The 16,432-nt window shown below is 48.5% G+C and carries 16 protein-coding genes; 14 read left to right on the top strand and 2 right to left on the bottom strand.

Annotated features, from left to right (window positions below; genetic code table 11):
* Nucleotides 1-44: 44 nt before the first annotated feature.
* From ACFVU8_RS21135 to ACFVU8_RS21090, 10 genes are all read left to right on the top strand, one after another.
* Nucleotides 45-434 (top strand): VOC family protein, encoded by a 390-nt coding sequence (locus ACFVU8_RS21135; RefSeq protein ID WP_387430000.1) that lies wholly within the window; start codon nt 45-47, stop codon nt 432-434.
* A 194-nt stretch (nt 435-628) separates the two neighbouring features.
* Entirely contained in the window at nt 629-2,422 is a 1,794-nt protein-coding gene (gene pnpS / locus ACFVU8_RS21130) for a two-component system histidine kinase PnpS (RefSeq protein ID WP_379464915.1), read from the top strand.
* 120 nt (nt 2,423-2,542) lie between these two features.
* A complete protein-coding gene (locus ACFVU8_RS21125; RefSeq protein ID WP_066374221.1) occupies nt 2,543-3,271 on the top strand; it encodes a response regulator transcription factor in 729 nt (242 codons plus the stop codon).
* 118 nt (nt 3,272-3,389) lie between these two features.
* Nucleotides 3,390-4,145 carry a phosphate ABC transporter ATP-binding protein PstB gene (gene pstB / locus ACFVU8_RS21120; RefSeq protein WP_066374223.1) on the top strand — a complete coding sequence of 252 codons (756 nt, stop codon included), beginning with the start codon at nt 3,390-3,392 and terminating at the stop codon, nt 4,143-4,145.
* A gap of 64 nt (nt 4,146-4,209) precedes the next feature.
* Nucleotides 4,210-4,869, top strand: coding sequence for a phosphate signaling complex protein PhoU (gene phoU, locus ACFVU8_RS21115; protein ID WP_175374273.1), 660 nt, complete (start codon nt 4,210-4,212; stop codon nt 4,867-4,869).
* A gap of 169 nt (nt 4,870-5,038) precedes the next feature.
* Nucleotides 5,039-7,705, top strand: coding sequence for a DNA polymerase I (gene polA / locus ACFVU8_RS21110; protein WP_387429998.1), 2,667 nt, complete (start codon nt 5,039-5,041; stop codon nt 7,703-7,705).
* A 50-nt stretch (nt 7,706-7,755) separates the two neighbouring features.
* The gene (gene mutM / locus ACFVU8_RS21105; RefSeq protein WP_387429996.1) at nt 7,756-8,601 is read left to right on the top strand and encodes a DNA-formamidopyrimidine glycosylase; all 846 of its coding nucleotides are present in this window, start codon (nt 7,756-7,758) and stop codon (nt 8,599-8,601) included.
* 190 nt (nt 8,602-8,791) lie between these two features.
* Nucleotides 8,792-9,556, top strand: coding sequence for a manganese efflux pump (locus ACFVU8_RS21100; RefSeq protein ID WP_387429994.1), 765 nt, complete (start codon nt 8,792-8,794; stop codon nt 9,554-9,556).
* Nucleotides 9,557-9,565: 9 nt separating this feature from the next.
* Entirely contained in the window at nt 9,566-10,162 is a 597-nt protein-coding gene (gene coaE / locus ACFVU8_RS21095) for a dephospho-CoA kinase (protein ID WP_387429992.1), read from the top strand.
* On the top strand, nt 10,159-10,722 hold the full coding sequence (locus tag ACFVU8_RS21090; protein ID WP_379464910.1) for a lytic transglycosylase domain-containing protein: 564 nt from the start codon (nt 10,159-10,161) through the stop codon (nt 10,720-10,722). Before coaE ends, ACFVU8_RS21090 begins: the two co-directional genes overlap by 4 nt.
* Before the next feature lie 72 nt (nt 10,723-10,794).
* On the opposite strand, the gene ACFVU8_RS21085 is transcribed toward ACFVU8_RS21090, so the two are convergent.
* Nucleotides 10,795-11,013, bottom strand: coding sequence for an alpha/beta-type small acid-soluble spore protein (locus tag ACFVU8_RS21085; protein WP_066374239.1), 219 nt, complete (start codon nt 11,011-11,013; stop codon nt 10,795-10,797).
* Between the two features lie 166 nt (nt 11,014-11,179).
* Here ACFVU8_RS21085 and nrdR point away from each other — a divergent pair, with 166 nt between their 5' ends.
* Nucleotides 11,180-11,656, top strand: a complete 477-nt coding sequence (gene nrdR, locus ACFVU8_RS21080) for a transcriptional regulator NrdR (protein ID WP_066374240.1) — start codon at nt 11,180-11,182, stop codon at nt 11,654-11,656.
* 163 nt (nt 11,657-11,819) lie between these two features.
* Here the strand turns inward: nrdR and ACFVU8_RS21075 are convergent, their stop codons facing one another.
* Entirely contained in the window at nt 11,820-12,455 is a 636-nt protein-coding gene (locus ACFVU8_RS21075) for a TetR/AcrR family transcriptional regulator (protein ID WP_387429990.1), read from the bottom strand.
* A gap of 731 nt (nt 12,456-13,186) precedes the next feature.
* Between ACFVU8_RS21075 and ACFVU8_RS21070 the strand changes: the two genes are divergently transcribed.
* The 3 genes from ACFVU8_RS21070 to ACFVU8_RS21060 all read left to right on the top strand — a co-directional run bounded on the left by ACFVU8_RS21070 (nt 13,187) and on the right by ACFVU8_RS21060 (nt 16,084).
* A complete protein-coding gene (locus tag ACFVU8_RS21070) occupies nt 13,187-15,034 on the top strand; it encodes a hypothetical protein (RefSeq protein WP_387429988.1) in 1,848 nt (615 codons plus the stop codon).
* 309 nt (nt 15,035-15,343) lie between these two features.
* The gene (locus ACFVU8_RS21065) at nt 15,344-15,589 is read left to right on the top strand and encodes a helix-turn-helix transcriptional regulator (protein WP_387429986.1); all 246 of its coding nucleotides are present in this window, start codon (nt 15,344-15,346) and stop codon (nt 15,587-15,589) included.
* Complete coding sequence (locus ACFVU8_RS21060) at nt 15,590-16,084, top strand: hypothetical protein (RefSeq protein WP_387429984.1); 495 nt, start codon at nt 15,590-15,592, stop codon at nt 16,082-16,084.
* Nucleotides 16,085-16,432 lie beyond the last annotated feature (348 nt).

Genomic DNA, 16,432 nt, shown 5'->3' with positions numbered 1-16,432 from the left:
ACTCAGCGGGCTTTCTTATTCAGTTGTGAAGGAGGAAGCAACAGATGTCACCACACTATGTAAGAAACGGGCTTCAGACGGTTACTCCTTATTTTATTGTATCTAATGCTGACCGCTTGGTAGATTTTGTAGTGCATTGTTTTGAGGCCCGGATCATTGATATGCTGCGCAGCGACGACGGGCGGATCAAGCATGCCGAACTCCGAATCGGGGATTCGATGATCGAGTTGTCCGAAGCCAATAAGAAATATCCGCCTGTGCAGCAAACCATTCATCTATATGTTAGTGACGTGGACAAAACCTATCTAAAATGCCTGGAGTCCGGTGGGATCATTATTGATGAGCCGGTGGATAAACCCTATGGTGAACGGGGTGCCGGCATTAGAGATCCCCATGGCAACCAGTGGTTTATTGCGACTCGTACGCAAGATTGAGTGCCTCTTAGCAGGATGTAACCAGGAAGGGCGCCGCTGCAGATTTTCTGCGGAGGTGGCCCTTCTTTATTTTGGCATTTTACATTGCGTTAAAACTTGGCCTGTATAATGAACAGAATCGAACTGGCATTTTAACAAAAATGAGGTTAGGATTATTTTTAGAGAACATTTGTAAAGAAAGAGGAAACTTATTCATGAAACCGTTTCGTATTCGGCTTACAATCATACTGATGACACTTATCGGGATTTCGATGATCGGTGCCGGATTTACAATGGCGCATCTCTTCAAGGAATCACATATTTCAGCGCTTGAAGAAAACATGTCCCGGGAAATAAAATTACTGTCGGGTACGTTTCAGTTCAGGGAAATGAACAGCCCGGATGCTATGACTTACTACACGGAGCAAGCCAGACATATCGCAGGTTTGACTAAGTCCAGAATCACTTTCATTACCAAGGACGGCAAAGTGATCGGGGATTCGGAGAAGGATCCGCTGCTGATGGACAACCACTCCAAACGGGAGGAAGAGGTGCTGGCTGCCAAGGAAGGCATAGGCCGTGCCATTCGCTATAGTGATACTTTGAACAAAACAATGATGTATGTTGCCGGAGCTGTTGATTCCGATCAAGGTTTTCACGGTTATATTCGTCTCTCGATGTCCCTGGATGCTGTGACCGAAGGGCTGAACCGGGCCTGGATGATTATGGCCGCAGGTCTGGTTCTCCTGTTTATGGCCGCTACCTTTGTCAGTTACAGGGTGGCGTCCGGCATGACTTCGCCGATTGAACAGATCACGAGGGTGGCAAGGCGTATCACGGATCTGGACTATGACGCCCGGGTGCCGATGAAGCGCAAGGATGAGATTGGGCAGTTGGCCAAAGCGATTAATGCCATGGCGGACAGTCTGCAGAATCAACTCAAGACGATCCGCGACAACGAGGATCTGCTTCAAAGCGTTCTCGACAATATGACCGGGGGCATCCTGATGATTAATGAAGAGGGCGAGATTGCGCTGTTGAACCGGGCTGCCGAGCATATGCTGGATGTCAGCAACAACGAGATGGCCGGACAGTCGTATCAGGAGCTAAAGCGCCATTACGAGTTGACCCGGCTAGTGGATGAGGGTGTCTCTCGAAGAGAGCCGATCCATGAGGAACGCAGTATTTATAATCCGACAGAGCGTATTGTACGCCTGGACGGTGTACCAATGATGCAGGATGGCTCTTACAGAGGGATGTTGTTCCTGTTGCAAGAAGTTACGGATATCCGGCGCCTGGAGAAAATGCGCAGCGAGTTCGTGGCGAACGTCTCTCATGAGCTGAAGACTCCGGTAGCCGCAGTTAAGGGCTTTGCGGAGACCTTGCTCGGCGGGGGTGTTACAGACGAGAAGACCGCACGTTCGTTCCTCCAAATCATCTATGATGAGAATGAACGGTTGAACCGCCTGATCGGTGACATTCTGGAATTATCCAAAATTGAGTCCAAACGCGTTCAATTGGAGTGCTCGCCAGTTCATGTTATTGATTTCTTCGACTCCGTACTGGAGACGATGAGCAAAGTGGCTGAGAAGAAGAATATTAGCCTCAGCGCCACAGTCCCGCCGGAGCTATTCATGGAGGGCGACGAGGACAAGCTTCGCCAGATCTTCATGAACCTGTTGTCCAATTCCATCAACTATACCCAGGACGGGGGTAATGTGAAGGTAACTGTGGCCAACCGGATGGAAGGCGACGGCACTGAGAAAGTGATCTTCGCGGTCAGTGATACCGGGATGGGCATTCCACGTAAGGATCTGCCGCGTATCTTCGAACGCTTCTACCGGGTGGATAAAGCCAGATCCAGAAGTTCAGGTGGTACAGGTCTTGGATTGTCCATTGTGAAGCATCTCGTGGATTTACACCGTGGCAATATCAGTGTTGAAAGTGATCTTGGCATTGGAAGCACATTTACTGTTGAACTTCCGCTGCTTCAGGAAGATGAAGAATAAGTGTGGGTATAATTAATCGCTGAGTGTTTCTATCTTTTTTACACCAAGTTAACATTTCGGTGATATGATGGCATTGTTGCTGTTTTGTAAAATTTAAAACATATGAATACGGGGGAACTTATGGCACAACGATTGCTTGTCATTGAAGACGAACCGACGCTGGCGCGCCTGTTATCCTACAACCTGACACAGGAAGGTTATGAGGTCACGGTAGAGGATCATGGAACCGCAGGATATGATCGTGCGACCCGGGAGCCCTTTGACCTCATCGTACTGGATTTAATGCTGCCTGGAATGAACGGTATTGACATTCTTGATAAATTGCGTGGTCAAGGCATCCGCACACCGGTTATTGTGCTGACCGCCAAAAATGCAGAAGAAGATGTTGTCCGTGGATTGAAATCGGGAGCTGATGATTATATAACAAAACCATTTGGCGTCTCAGAGCTACTGGCCCGGGTCAGCGCAGTGCTACGCCGGATTTCTGGACTGGCAGAAGAGGCACCGGCGGAAACGACGGCGTCTGCATCTACTATTATTTTGGGACAACTTGAGATTTATCCCGAGCGGTACGAGGTTTCGCTTGGCGGACACAGCATCAACCTGCGTCCGAAGGAATTTGAAGTGCTGCTGTACTTAGCCCGTAAGCCAGGGGTTGTACTTACACGTGACGATCTGATGAATGCAGTGTGGGGCTTCGACTACATTGGTGGACAGCGGACGGTTGACGTGCATGTCAGCTCCTTGCGTAAAAAGCTGGAGCTAGATCCCGAGTCGGTTCATATTGATTCAATTCGCGGAGTTGGCTACAAACTCGTTGTGAATAAGAAGAGGGCTCCTGTCATATAATTGACGGGGGTTCTTTTTTGCGTCTTATTTTACAATGCGTTAACATTTCTCCACAACTCTATTTACACTGCCCGGGTATCATGAGGTACGAAGATGATGAGAAGGAGACGCAAAACTAATGAAATCCATCATTGACATAGAGAAATTGGATCTCTATTATGAGTCTTTTCACGCGCTAAAGAATGTGGAACTGCAGATTCCGGAGAAACAGGTTACAGCTTTTATCGGGCCTTCCGGCTGTGGTAAGTCTACGCTTTTGCGTACCCTAAACCGAATGAATGATATGATTCCCGGAACACGTATTGAAGGTAAAGTTAAGATCGGCGGCAAAGATATTTACAGTGACGATGTTGAAGTGGAAAGCTTGCGCAAGCAGGTCGGCATGGTATTCCAACAGCCTAATCCTTTTCCAAAGTCCATTTATGACAATGTAGCCTACGGTCCTCGACTGCACGGAATCCGCTCAAAGAGTGAACTGGACGGCATCGTAGAACAAAGTCTGCGTCAATCCGCTCTTTGGGAGGAAGTTAAAGACTTCCTGAAGAAATCCGCGCTCAGTCTGTCCGGGGGACAGCAGCAACGGCTCTGTATTGCCAGAGCACTCGCTGTGCAGCCTGACATCCTGCTCATGGATGAAGCAACCTCAGCGCTTGATCCTGTATCCACGCTTAAGATTGAAGAGCTGGTGCAGGAGCTGCGGGACAAGTATACGATTGTTATGGTTACACATAACATGCATCAGGCGGCACGCGTCTCAGGACGAACAGTATTCTTCCTGAACGGTGTGATTGTGGAGGCGGCAGATACAGAGCTGCTGTTCTCGAACCCTAAGGATTCACGCACGGAAGATTATATTTCGGGACGCTTCGGTTAAGCTTTTTAATAAAGCGGGATTGAAGTGACATCTGACATACCACCTGAGGAGGATCGCTCTGGATATGATTCAAAGAAAAGAATTTGACAAGGACTTGGAAGAGCTGCGCAGTCTGCTACAGCAGATGAGTGAGCATGTAACAAATGCGCTCGAAGGTGCGGTTTCCGCGTTGCAAAACCTCGATACTACGCGGGCTCAGGAAATCGTGAAGGCCGATTTGCGCCTTAATGCCATGGAAGACCGGATCATGGAGATCGGATCGAAACTGATCATTACCCAGCAGCCAGTTGCCAAGGACCTGCGTCGTATTATCGTTGCTTTCAAAATATCGAGCGATCTGGAGCGGATGGGCGATCTGGCGATTGATGTCGCCAAGGTTACAATGCGCATTCAGGGACAGCAATTGATCAAACCGCTGGTAGACATCCCGCGTATGGCTGAGATTGTCAACGTAATGATCAAGGAAGCGATCGTTGCTTATCTGGATGAGAACACGGATCTGGCCTACAAAATGGCTCAGGACGATGATCAGGTAGACCACCTCTATAGTGCGATGATCACTGAGCTGTACACTTTCTTGACAGAGAAGCCGGATGCACTGAATCAGGTTATGCTGCTGACGCTAGTGGGCCGTTATATCGAACGGATTGCCGATCATGCCACTAACATTGGTGAAAGTGTAGTATACCTGGTTACAGGCAAGCGCCCTGATCTGAATCAATAATCGTTAATACGGGAATACAGAATAGATGAACCTTTAAGAACGCCGGCCCCCGCCGGCGTTTATTCTATTTAACAGGAGTTCTGCCAGGTGATGGGCGAAATCGTTTCGTCTTCGTACGGCCATATGTTAAAATGGTGAAAGTATGCAACATAAAAGGGTGGGTGCAACAATGGATAAATTGATTCTAATAGATGGCAACAACGTTATTTACCGGGCGTTTTTTGCAATGCCTCCTCTAACGAATACGGCTGGACAGCAGACGAATGCCGTGTACGGGTTCACAACGATGCTGCTTCGTCTCATAGAGGAACATAAGCCTACGCATATGATCGTGGCATTCGATGCTGGCAAGATCACGTTCCGTCATGAAGGATACCAAGAATATAAGGGTGGGCGGCAAAAAACACCGCCGGAGCTGTCCGAACAGTTCCCGCTGCTGAAAGACCTGTTACGCAACCTCGGCGTGCCTCAGTTCGAAATCGAGAGCTATGAAGCCGATGACATCATCGGAAGTATCTCCCGCAAGGCGGACGAGGCAGGTCGTGAGGTGATGATCGTCTCAGGGGACAAGGATATGCTGCAATTGGCTTCGGAGCATACGACCGTTGCCTTGATCCGCAAAGGCGTTACCGAAATTGAACTGTATGGTCCGGAACAGATTCGTGAGAAATATGACCTGACCCCGGAACAGATTATCGACCTTAAAGGACTTATGGGCGACGCCAGTGACAACATTCCCGGCGTACCAGGTGTCGGCGAGAAGACTGCACTGAAGCTGCTGCATCAATTCGGCTCTGTGGAAGGGGTTATTGCAGGCACTGGAGAGCTTAAAGGCAAGATGAAAGAGAAGCTCGAGGCACATGCGGATGATGCCATCATGAGTAAGAAGCTGGCGACGATCTACCGCGAAGTTCCACTGGAACATGGCTGGGAGGATATGGTCTTCACAGGGCTGAACCGCGAGACTGCAGGCCCGGCGCTGGCGAAACTGGAATTCAAATCACTGCTGGAACGCCTGTCCCTGAGTGGTAGCGCCCCTGCTTCTGAGGGAGAAGAGGCTACGGAAGCCCAGGAAGCTGAGCTTGAGATTACCATTGTGGGCGAGGAAGAACTGGACGACCTGATTGCAGCACTGCCTGGTATCTCCGCACTGCATGTGGAGTCGAACGGGGACAATCCGCACCGTGCTGAGGTGATCGGCATTGGGCTGTCTTCGTTGGATCGGCATTACTATGTGCCGTTTTCCCTGTTGCAAAGTCCAGCTGCTGCCAAGCTGCGGGATTGGCTGGGGGACGAGCATACCCCGAAGAGCGGCTACGATTTACACCGGGCTGATCTGGCCCTCCACTGGCAAGGGATTCCTTTTGCCGGGGCGGCGAAGGATGTACAGCTGGCAGCTTATCTGCTGGATCCGACGGAAGCCAATCAGGATCTGAGTGACCTTGCGGCTAAATACGGTCTGCCACGCCTGGCTACGGACGAAAGTGTATTCGGCAAAGGCGCCAAATACAAGGTGCCAGAGCTTGAGGTTCTGGGCCACCATGTGGCTAGGAAGAGTGCGGCAGTGCTAGGAATTGTCCAGAAGCAGGAAAAGGAACTGGACAAGACAGACATGAACGGTCTGTTCGATGATCTAGAGATGCCGCTATCGCGCATCCTGGCCGACATGGAGAAACAAGGGATTGCCGTGAACAAAGAGGATCTGAAGGAGCTCGGTAAGGAATTTGAAGCTCAGATCGCCAAGCTTGTCGCAGAGATCTATGAGATTTGCGGCACGGAATTCAACCTGAACTCTCCGAAGCAGCTTGGTGAGATTTTGTTTGTGAAGCTGGGGCTGCCTGTCGTCAAGAAAACGAAGACCGGATACTCTACGGATGCCGAGGTGCTGGAGAAGCTGGCCCCTTATCATGATGTTGTGCGGCTGATCCTGCAATACCGGACGATCGCCAAGCTTCAATCTACTTATGTGGAAGGACTGCTTAAGGAAATTTCACCAGATACGGGAAAGGTCCATACGTTCTACCGCCAGACTATTGCGGCAACCGGACGACTAAGCAGCCAGTTCCCGAATCTGCAGAATATCCCGATCCGCTTGGAAGAGGGGCGCAAGCTCCGCAAAGTATTTGTACCTTCGGAGCCGGGCTGGTCCATTCTGGCCGCAGACTATTCCCAGATCGAGCTGCGGGTTCTGGCGCATATCTCTGACGATGAGCGGTTGAAGGACGCTTTTCTGCATGACATGGATATTCATACGAAGACCGCGATGGATGTCTTTGGCGTGACTGCCGAGCAAGTGGATAGCAACATGCGCCGCTCTGCCAAGGCAGTAAACTTCGGTATCGTGTACGGTATCAGCGATTACGGCCTATCGCAGAACCTCAATATTCCGCGGAAGGAAGCCGCCCGGTTCATCGAGCAATATTTTGAAGTATTCCAGGGCGTGCGCCGTTATATGGATGAGATTGTGGTGGAGGCGAAGAAGAACGGATACGTCACCACACTGCTGGAACGCCGTCGCTACCTGCCGGAGATTAATGCCAGCAATTTCAACCTGCGTTCCTTTGCGGAGCGTACAGCGATGAATACACCGATTCAAGGTACAGCCGCAGATATTATCAAACTGGCGATGGTCCATATGGACAAGGCGCTGTTCGAACGCGGATTGAAGAGCCGCATGTTGCTTCAGGTACACGATGAACTTGTGTTCGAGGTGCCAGCGGAGGAACTGGAGCTGATGAAGGTGCTGCTGCCTGAGGTCATGGAAGGCGCACTAAAACTGTCGGTCCCGCTCAAGGCAGAGGTAAGTTATGGAAGCAACTGGTATGAGGCGAAATAGAACCCCCGCGTGCCTCCGATATCCGGTATAATGGAGTAGAGGTGAGAACTATGCCGGAATTACCGGAAGTCGAAACAGTGAAGAGAACACTTAACGAATTAGTCAAAGGAAAGCAGATAGAGAACGTCACCGTCCGCTTGGCGCGGATTATTCAGCGCCCGGATGATACCATGGCCTTCGCGCACATGCTGGCGGGTCATACCATTGAAAAGGTAGAGCGTAGAGGCAAATTTTTGCGGATCTTGCTGGACGGTCTTGTGCTGGTCTCCCATCTGCGGATGGAAGGCCGTTACGGACTGCATGGCAGTGATGAGCCGCTGGACAAGCATACACATGTTATTTTTCATTTTACAGATGGTACCGAGCTTCGCTACACAGATGTGCGCCAATTTGGCACGATGCACCTGTTCCAACCGGGGGAGGACTTGAGTCTGCCGCCGCTGAATAAACTGGGCGATGAGCCGCTCGAGCCTTCTTTTACCCCGGAACGGTTCAGGGAGATTGTGTCTGGAAAAAGCACCAAAATCAAATCCCTGCTGCTGAATCAGGAATATGTGGTCGGCATTGGGAATATCTATGTAGACGAATCGCTACACCGTGCAGGCATTCACCCGGAGGACAGCCCTAAAGCGCTGAGCCGGGAACAGCTCGACAAGCTTCATCATGCGATTGTATCCACGCTTACTGAAGCCGTCAATGCTGGAGGCTCCTCCGTCAAATCATATGTGAACGGCCAAGGGGAGAGCGGTACTTATCAGCAGCAATTGCTGATCTATGGCCGCAAGGACCAGCCTTGTGCCGTCTGTGGTACATTGATTGAGAAGAGTGTGGTCGGCGGCCGGGGGACGCATTATTGTCCAAGCTGCCAGCGTGCCAGTACAGTTCTGGCTCGGTAATCAATTCTATACACCGGCTTGCCGGATTTTGCCTGAGTTCTCAATGTAGTATTTTGAACTTCATCCCAAGCTGCAGATGGTTGACACCCTCAATTTGTCCCGCCCATATACTGTGTGAAGAATGCTTTAATCAAGCGAACGTCTTGCTTGTTAGATTAGGCAGGACGGTTCTTCACGGGAGGGATTGCGGGTGCTCAGCCCATTTTTATCATTGCTGTTATTGGCGTTGGCCCTGAGTCTGGATGGATTTGGTGTAGGCATTACATATGGTTTGCGAAAAATGAAAATACCGCTGCTCTCGATTCTGATCATCTCGTTCTGTTCTGGCATCGTCATCTATATCTCCATGCAGGTTGGCGTGTTGCTGGCTCAGGTGGTATCACCCAGTATCGCTTCGAGCGTAGGCGCAGTCATCCTTGTCCTGATGGGTTGTTGGTCATTGATTCAATCGCGGATTCAGAAGGAGAAAGAGGATCTAAGTGCTGAGCAGCAAGAACAGGAGACCGCACAGATTTCCACAGTCAGTATCTCTGAACTTTCGTCCGAAGACGAATATGGGGAAGTAGCTGCTGAGTGGGAAGGTTATGATGATGAGCGCGCTCAGCCAGCGAAACCGGCTGTATATTCGCTGGAGCTGCGGAGGCTCGGTATCGTGGTACAGATCCTGCGCACGCCTTCCTCGGCGGATATGGATGCTTCGGGAAGCATTTCGCCGGTGGAGGCGATGGTACTCGGAATTGCATTGTCACTGGATGCGTTCGGTGCAGGACTGGGTGCCGCACTGCTTGGTTTCAACCCGGGCTGGACGGCGGTCACGATTGCGTTGTTTAGCGGAAGCTTTCTAATCATGGGCATGAAGACAGGATTCAAGTTCGCCGGAAGCTCCTGGATGAAGCATGCCGCTATCCTGCCTGCTTTAATGTTGATTGTTATGGGAATAATGAAGCTGTTATGAGGTGAGTACATGATCATGGGCTTAACCGGAGGCATTGCATCCGGAAAAAGCACAGTGTCAGCACTGTTCGTGAACAAGGGAGCCAAACTGGTGGATGCCGATGCCATTGCCAGGGAAGTGATGCTGCCCGGACACCCGGTGCTGGCTGCTGTCGTTGAACATTTCGGAGAGGATATTCTGAACCCGGATGGAACGCTCGACAGGGCGAAGCTTGGGAACATTGTCTTTCATGAGCCGGAGGCCCGCCAGAAGCTGAATGGTCTGACTCATCCGGCGATTCGCCAGGAGATCAAGGACCGGATGTACCGCATGGAGCAGGAAACGCCGGAGACGATGATTGTGGTAGATATTCCGCTACTGTTTGAGTCAGGGCTGGAAGGTCTTTTTCAGGACATTATTGTAGTATATGTTCCCCGTGAAATTCAACTGACCCGCTTAATGGAACGGAACAGTCTGACTCAGGAGCAGGCGGAGAGCCGTCTGCAATCGCAGATGGATCTTCAGGAGAAGACGGGCAAGGCAAGTTACGTCATTGACAACAGCAAGGATCTTGAGCATACTGAGGCCCAGGTTCTTGCTTTGTGGGACAGGCTGGGGTTGTCATGAGCTGGCTGCGCAAAAAAAGAGTCCTGCTCCTCCTGTTCATCGGCTTCACAGGTATTCTGTTCCTCAGTACGAACTGGATGTCGTGGTTTTATCCGATTCATTATAAAGAAGAGATCCGCAAGCACAGCACGACCTACGAGATTGATCCATTCCTTGTGGCGGCGATTATCCGGGTGGAGACAAACTTCAAGACTGGAAAAGAGTCGAAAAAAGGGGCGATCGGTCTCATGCAGCTGATGCCGGATACGGCCAAATGGGCTATGGAAAAGGCCAAGCTCCCCGATGTATCGCTGGAGCGGCTGAAGCATGAGCCATCCGTCAACATTGAGCTTGGGGCCTGGTATCTATCCTCGCTCTCTCGTCAGTTTGACGGCAATCGTACGGCGGTCATTGCTGCTTATAATGCTGGTCCGGGCAATGTCCAGAACTGGCTGAAGCAGGGGACCTGGGACGGTACGGAGGATAATGTAAAAGATATCCCGTTTGGCGAGACACGTCATTATGTCCAGCGGGTGATTTACTATTATAATCAGTACACGGATATCTATAAGGGATTTTAGTTGTGCATATGAAAAGAAGTATTAAACAGCCCGTGAGCTGTTTAATACTTCTCTAGTCAAGCTATAGGCAGATTAGTGAACTTGACCTGCCAGTTGTTGTTCAGCCAGAGTTACAAGACGTTTAGTGATGTAACCACCGATCGAACCGTTTTCGTAAGAAGTTTTATTGCCATTGTATCCGTCTGCAGAAAGCGTGATACCCAATTCTTGAGCAACTTCGTATTTCAATTGTTCCAAAGCTGCGCGGGAATTAGGAACTACCAGGTTGTTGGAGTTGTTGTTTTGGCCCATTGCTGTTCACCTCCTATCGGTTGGTAACTGTATTATGTGCCGGACTTGGCAGATTCATTACAATAAACAAACGGTGAATTATGGAAAAAGAGATTGTGTTCGATCGCAGTCAGGTGCGTACCGGAACGGGACGCACACCATTTTGCAAAAGGAAGTGATTAAGCTTATGAAATGCCCTTACTGCGATCATACAAATACCAAGGTGCTTGATTCACGTCCGGCCAACGAGAATAAGTCCATCCGCCGCAGGCGGGAGTGTGAGCGCTGTAGCAAGCGTTTTACAACGTTTGAGATGATCGAAGAGACTCCGCTTATTGTAATTAAGAAGGATGGCAGCCGCGAGGAATTCAGCCGTGATAAAATCCTCCGTGGATTGATCCGTGCCTGTGAGAAGCGTCCTGTGCCTGTGGAGCGCCTTGAGGTCATCGTGTCGGAGGTTGAGAAGACTTTGCGCGGGATCGCCCTGGCAGAGATCGAGAGCCGTCAAATCGGCGAGCTCGTGATGGAACAGCTTTATCCAGTGGATGAAGTCGCATACGTCCGCTTCGCCTCTGTGTACCGTCAGTTCAAGGATATCAACATGTTCATGAAGGAACTGAAGGGCCTGCTGTCCAAGACAACGGGTGAGTTGGAGAGTCTGTAGAGAGTCTTGCTGCATCGCTGCTAATTTGGAGATACCATCTGCAGATATCAGGAGCGGCCGAGATGTAGTTAGAATAACTGAAAAATAGCCCGCCACATTAACTTGTGGCGGGCTATTTGGCTTTTCATCATTGAAAGATAAATTCAATTAGGGGGAGTACATTTTATTCCTGAGACATCGGAGTATGGTAAATGTGGAGACTAATTCGGGTCATCTCAGTCGTGGATATTGCGAAGTCGGAGTGAATCCATTTGGAGATCGCATTATATAATGCTCCGGCTTTAAAGTATACCCGGTACCTGCTTTCGTCTGTTGGGTCATGCGCGTTAGACAGCATCATTTCATTCAAGCAATCTAAGATCACATAATCAAACTTGGCGCTTTGCAAGGCTCTGTAAATATCACGCTGCTGAAAAATAACTTCAAAAAGCACGCTAATAAACTTTTCAGGCTCTTTGGCTTTGCCTGTTAATTCATTGGTGTAAGGCAGGAGCCTTTGATTAATCTCGAAAATAAGCGAATCGACCAGATCCACCAGTATCTCCTGTTTGGAGGAATAGTTGTTGTAATAGGCGGTTCGGGAGACCCCGGCACGTTTCACAATATCGGTAATGCTGATTTTGCTAAAAGGCTGCTCCTGGATTAAGAAGACTAATGCCGTGCAGATGGCTTCCCTGGTCAAGCGATTGGTTTCTTTATTGGAATTATGTTTAGAGGTGTTTGGACTGTATAATTCATGATTTGCGATGACAATTCCCCTCCATTTGTACGTTCTGGCGTTCGTTTTATTGTTTTTCATGACTCTTTTCAATATGCTAAACCATAAGGCATTACAAATGTAATGTCAAAGTTGTAGCTACATAAGACGAACATAAGAAATAAAAAAGCGAAGATGAGCGAAAGGAGAAGTTTGGAACAGTAGGCGCAAAGCGATCACCTGAACGAGATTTCCATAGGAGAGCTCGCACCGGATCATAGTCTGTCGACAGCAAGAGCTATAATTCATGGCTGTTTAAATCCAGGGATGTCATATAGAAGCGGTAAGTTTCCCTTCACCAGTCGTCTTAACAGTGGAAAAGAGGGGGTACTTCCCCAACTAACGGCATTTTTGTACCTTATTTTTCAGGTATATATCTAAATGAGGCAAATAAGGGCATTATTGTATCTTATTTTTCGGAAAAGACGCTGGAGAGGTATTTCTGGAGGATTTAAGGTACAATATTGCACTTAATCTCTACTACCCCCTCGCTGCAGAGGATTTAAGGTACAAAAATGCCGTTAATTACATTTCTATCCGAACTTAAGACTCTCACTTAAATTTCGGTCGTCATTACGGTGAATATTTGGACTTACGGTCGCTGTGATCCCCAGATTTCTTCGATTTAACCGCTTCTAGCGGTTAAAATCGGGGCACAGCGGAAGTTCTCGACGCGAGCTTTCCTGCGGAAAGCTTTCAGGCGGTCGCTTTCGCTCCTACAGTTCCAACCATTCCCCTTCGTTCCTTCTCGCTTTTTAAAATGGGAGGGTGTCATGTTAAAGAATTTATACAGACGATTGACAGCTATACTGCTGTTGATCCTGGCATTCTGTGCTACCGTATTTATCGGTCAAGAAACAGTAATCTCGATAGCGACGATTATCATTTTACTGATTGAATTAGGCACTTCATATTTACTTCTAAAGAAACGTGAGAAGCTGCAAATGGTGTTGCTCAGCGCCATCGTAACAGAAGGGTTATTTTTGCTGACTGAGGAGTTTTGGCTGCTGGCGCTATCTATCCTGCTGCTGATCGTGGCGGGCGTATGGAGAGGACTTTTTGGTCAAGCTGTACGAAGAAAAGTCACTGCGTTTATGATGGGTCGAAAAGTGTTATTCAGCATTGCTGTTCTATTCGTTAGTGCGCTTTGGATTCTTGGTATCTATGCGAAGCCGATTACTAAACCTGTGGCGTTAGAGGTGGATGTCACGGCCACCATTGATGAACATAGATTGGATTCGTCAGCAGCAATGCTAAAGAATATTGAAGTGATGAATTCCTTTGGAAGCCGTACAACCGGCTCGGAAGGCCATAATAAGTTTATTGCTTGGTTGGAACAGCAGGTAACGGATATGGGGCTGACTGTATACCGTGATCAATATACGTTTGACCGATGGGAAGAAAAGAACAGCTCTTTGGTTATTGATCAGCAGCCCATTCATGTCTCTTCAGCTTTTCCTTATTCCGGGGAAACGGACGAAAAGGGTGTAACTGGGGAACTGGTGTACACGAAGCGTGGTGATTATGAACAGGCAAGCGGAAAAATTGCTGTAGTGGAAATTGAGAATTTTAAAGATTTTCCGATAGGGATCGTCATGAACATGCGGGATTCATCGCCAAAGCAAAACAAAATCGCCCCTAGTGAAGGTGATCTTGTACTCACCACAGCCTTAAAAGAGGCCAAACTGGAGCAAGCGAAGGAAATGGGCGTGAAAGCCGTTATTTTAGTCTGGAAAGGGGTATCCGACGATAAGGTTGAGAAGCAGTATGTACCGTTTACCACCGACTATGCTGGAATCCCTGCGGTTTGGGTCAATGAGACAGAGGGCCAAAAGGTGATCAGCGCAGCTAACGAGCACAAAGAAGGCACGGTTATTTTAGAAGCAGATGAACAAAAAAACGCACCGACGGAATCCTTTTATGTGAAGATCGAGGGGAAAAGGAAAGACGAAGCGATTATCATCAATACCCATACCGATGGGATTAATGTTGTGGAGGAGAATGGCGCCGTAGGCATGCTGTCCATGATTCGTTACTTGCAGCAGGAGCAGCCGGAACGGACGATGATCTTTGCTTTTGTGACCGGACATTTCCGGTTGCCGGAGTTCAAAGGAACTTCTCAAGCGACATCCACCTGGATGGAGGGGCACCGTGAGCTATGGGATGGCGAGAATGGCCATATGAAAGCTGTAGCAGGAATTACGGTCGAGCATCTCGGCAGCATGGAATGGAAGGATGACGACACGGGGCATTATGGTCCGACGGGACGTATAAGTACAGAATATACCTATGCGGGCAATGAGATGATGGCGGCGATCTGGCAGAAGGCTGTTGAGCAGAGAGGCGATGCACGTACTGTAATTTTACGCGGACATAACAAGTTTGAGTTCGGGGAGAGTCAGCCTCTTTTTGAAGCGGGTATCCCATTGCTTGGATTTATCCCAATGCCGGATTACCTGCTGACGGATAGTGAGAATAGAGAAATGGACAAATTTGACGTGAAGCTCATGCATTCACAAATTGTATCGCTGCTAAAAGCGGTCAAACTGGTGGACGGGACGGAGACGGGCAAGCTTGGGGTGTCGGATGGGTATTCATTTTTCTATGGTCGAATTAGATAGAATTCAATTGTAGAACTAGAGATATTAATAAGATATTAGAACACCTACAATGAAAATATATTGTATTGGAACAAAGGCTCCCTCACAAGGGGGCCTTTGTTGTATTTACATTGGGTAATTTTTGTTTCTTATTATGCTTATTTTAGTTTAGGCATCAAAACCGCTGTTTTTTTCATAGGTCTTTCCATTAATATCGGTGACAGATCTAAAGACCTACACTTGCCTGTTAAGATTATTTTAATCCACAAAATATTTTATTTAAGGAAATATTTACATTTTAAATAATGTAAAGTATACTTAACGTAAACCTTGCTTTACATTAAGATTACCGCATTTGGAGGGGATCGTATTAAAAATCATGTCCGGGCATTGCGAAACGAGCATGGCATGACGCAAGAGCAGCTTGGTGAGATCATTGGAGTTTCTCGGCAATCGGTCATAGCGATCGAAACGATGAAATACAATCCGTCGCTGGAGCTCGCTTTCAAAATCGCAAAAGCGTTCCACATGTACATTGAGGATGTATTCGTATTTGAAGAAAAGGAGGAGAAGTAGATGTTATACGTAGGCATATATGGAGGTCTGCTGTTCGGGATTGCAGGTTGGTATTTTGGCAGGCGAGGCGCGGTCAAAAATAACGCTCTGGATGAGGTGCTCGCCTATATAGCAGCCAAGTCTCGCTCGATCTCATGGTACTTCACGATTGCGGCGATTTCTGTGTTGCTGTCCCTGGAAGTATTAGGCTTGTCCATCGGCACAATTCCGTCGCTGGGAATTCTGCTATTCGTTCATCTGGGCAGCTGGGGGCTGATTTCCATCATCCTACATGCTCGTATGACAAACGATCCCGAAGAGACGGGCAAAGGCAAGCTTCAACTCGTGCAGGGCATTGCAGTCGGAGTATCGTTTCTGATCCTGTTTGCCATCATCTCTGTTCTATCAGGCGAAAGACGCTTCCTGCTTGCTGCTATCCCGCCGATTCTGCTAACCGTGATCATTATGATGTCCGTTCGGAGGAAGCATGGGGGAAGCGGGAAGAGGATTGGATGATTAACTCCATATACTCTTGCCGATCGAACCTCGCGAAGCAGCCAAATTTATAGTTATTCTCAATGAATACTCGTAGCTGTGTAAATGGCTATCCGCGGTAGAGCGCATCACTGGCAGCGATGAGGTCATGGGTTCCCCTAGGCTTCATCAAACAAAAGCCACTTCATTATTGAACTACACCCCAATTGTTAGAATCATTGAACATTGGAGCTGTAGTTCAATTCGAAGTGGTTTTTAGTTGTTGTTCTGTCTAAAGTCTTGTTTGGATGGTTCGAAAAAAAGAGATGAGATGTTATACTATGTATCCACGGTATATTTATATAGTAGAAGCGTCAATGCTAAATTTGA

Source organism: Paenibacillus sp. NPDC058177 (assembly GCF_042883835.1).
Taxonomy (GTDB): domain Bacteria; phylum Bacillota; class Bacilli; order Paenibacillales; family Paenibacillaceae; genus Paenibacillus_AQ; species Paenibacillus_AQ agri.
This window is presented reverse-complemented; position numbering and strand designations above follow the sequence as displayed.

Coding starts and splice junctions, on each gene's coding strand:
- coaE (WP_387429992.1), top strand. CDS start 9,566: ATGATCATGGGCTTAACCGGAGGCATTGCATCCGGAAAAAGCACAGTG.
- ACFVU8_RS21125 (WP_066374221.1), top strand. CDS start 2,543: ATGGCACAACGATTGCTTGTCATTGAAGACGAACCGACGCTGGCGCGC.
- ACFVU8_RS21060 (WP_387429984.1), top strand. CDS start 15,590: ATGTTATACGTAGGCATATATGGAGGTCTGCTGTTCGGGATTGCAGGT.
- ACFVU8_RS21070 (WP_387429988.1), top strand. CDS start 13,187: ATGTTAAAGAATTTATACAGACGATTGACAGCTATACTGCTGTTGATC.
- ACFVU8_RS21135 (WP_387430000.1), top strand. CDS start 45: ATGTCACCACACTATGTAAGAAACGGGCTTCAGACGGTTACTCCTTAT.
- pnpS (WP_379464915.1), top strand. CDS start 629: ATGAAACCGTTTCGTATTCGGCTTACAATCATACTGATGACACTTATC.
- mutM (WP_387429996.1), top strand. CDS start 7,756: ATGCCGGAATTACCGGAAGTCGAAACAGTGAAGAGAACACTTAACGAA.
- polA (WP_387429998.1), top strand. CDS start 5,039: ATGGATAAATTGATTCTAATAGATGGCAACAACGTTATTTACCGGGCG.
- ACFVU8_RS21075 (WP_387429990.1), bottom strand. CDS start 12,455: ATGAAAAACAATAAAACGAACGCCAGAACGTACAAATGGAGGGGAATT.
- ACFVU8_RS21085 (WP_066374239.1), bottom strand. CDS start 11,013: ATGGGCCAAAACAACAACTCCAACAACCTGGTAGTTCCTAATTCCCGC.
- phoU (WP_175374273.1), top strand. CDS start 4,210: ATGATTCAAAGAAAAGAATTTGACAAGGACTTGGAAGAGCTGCGCAGT.
- ACFVU8_RS21090 (WP_379464910.1), top strand. CDS start 10,159: ATGAGCTGGCTGCGCAAAAAAAGAGTCCTGCTCCTCCTGTTCATCGGC.
- pstB (WP_066374223.1), top strand. CDS start 3,390: ATGAAATCCATCATTGACATAGAGAAATTGGATCTCTATTATGAGTCT.
- nrdR (WP_066374240.1), top strand. CDS start 11,180: ATGAAATGCCCTTACTGCGATCATACAAATACCAAGGTGCTTGATTCA.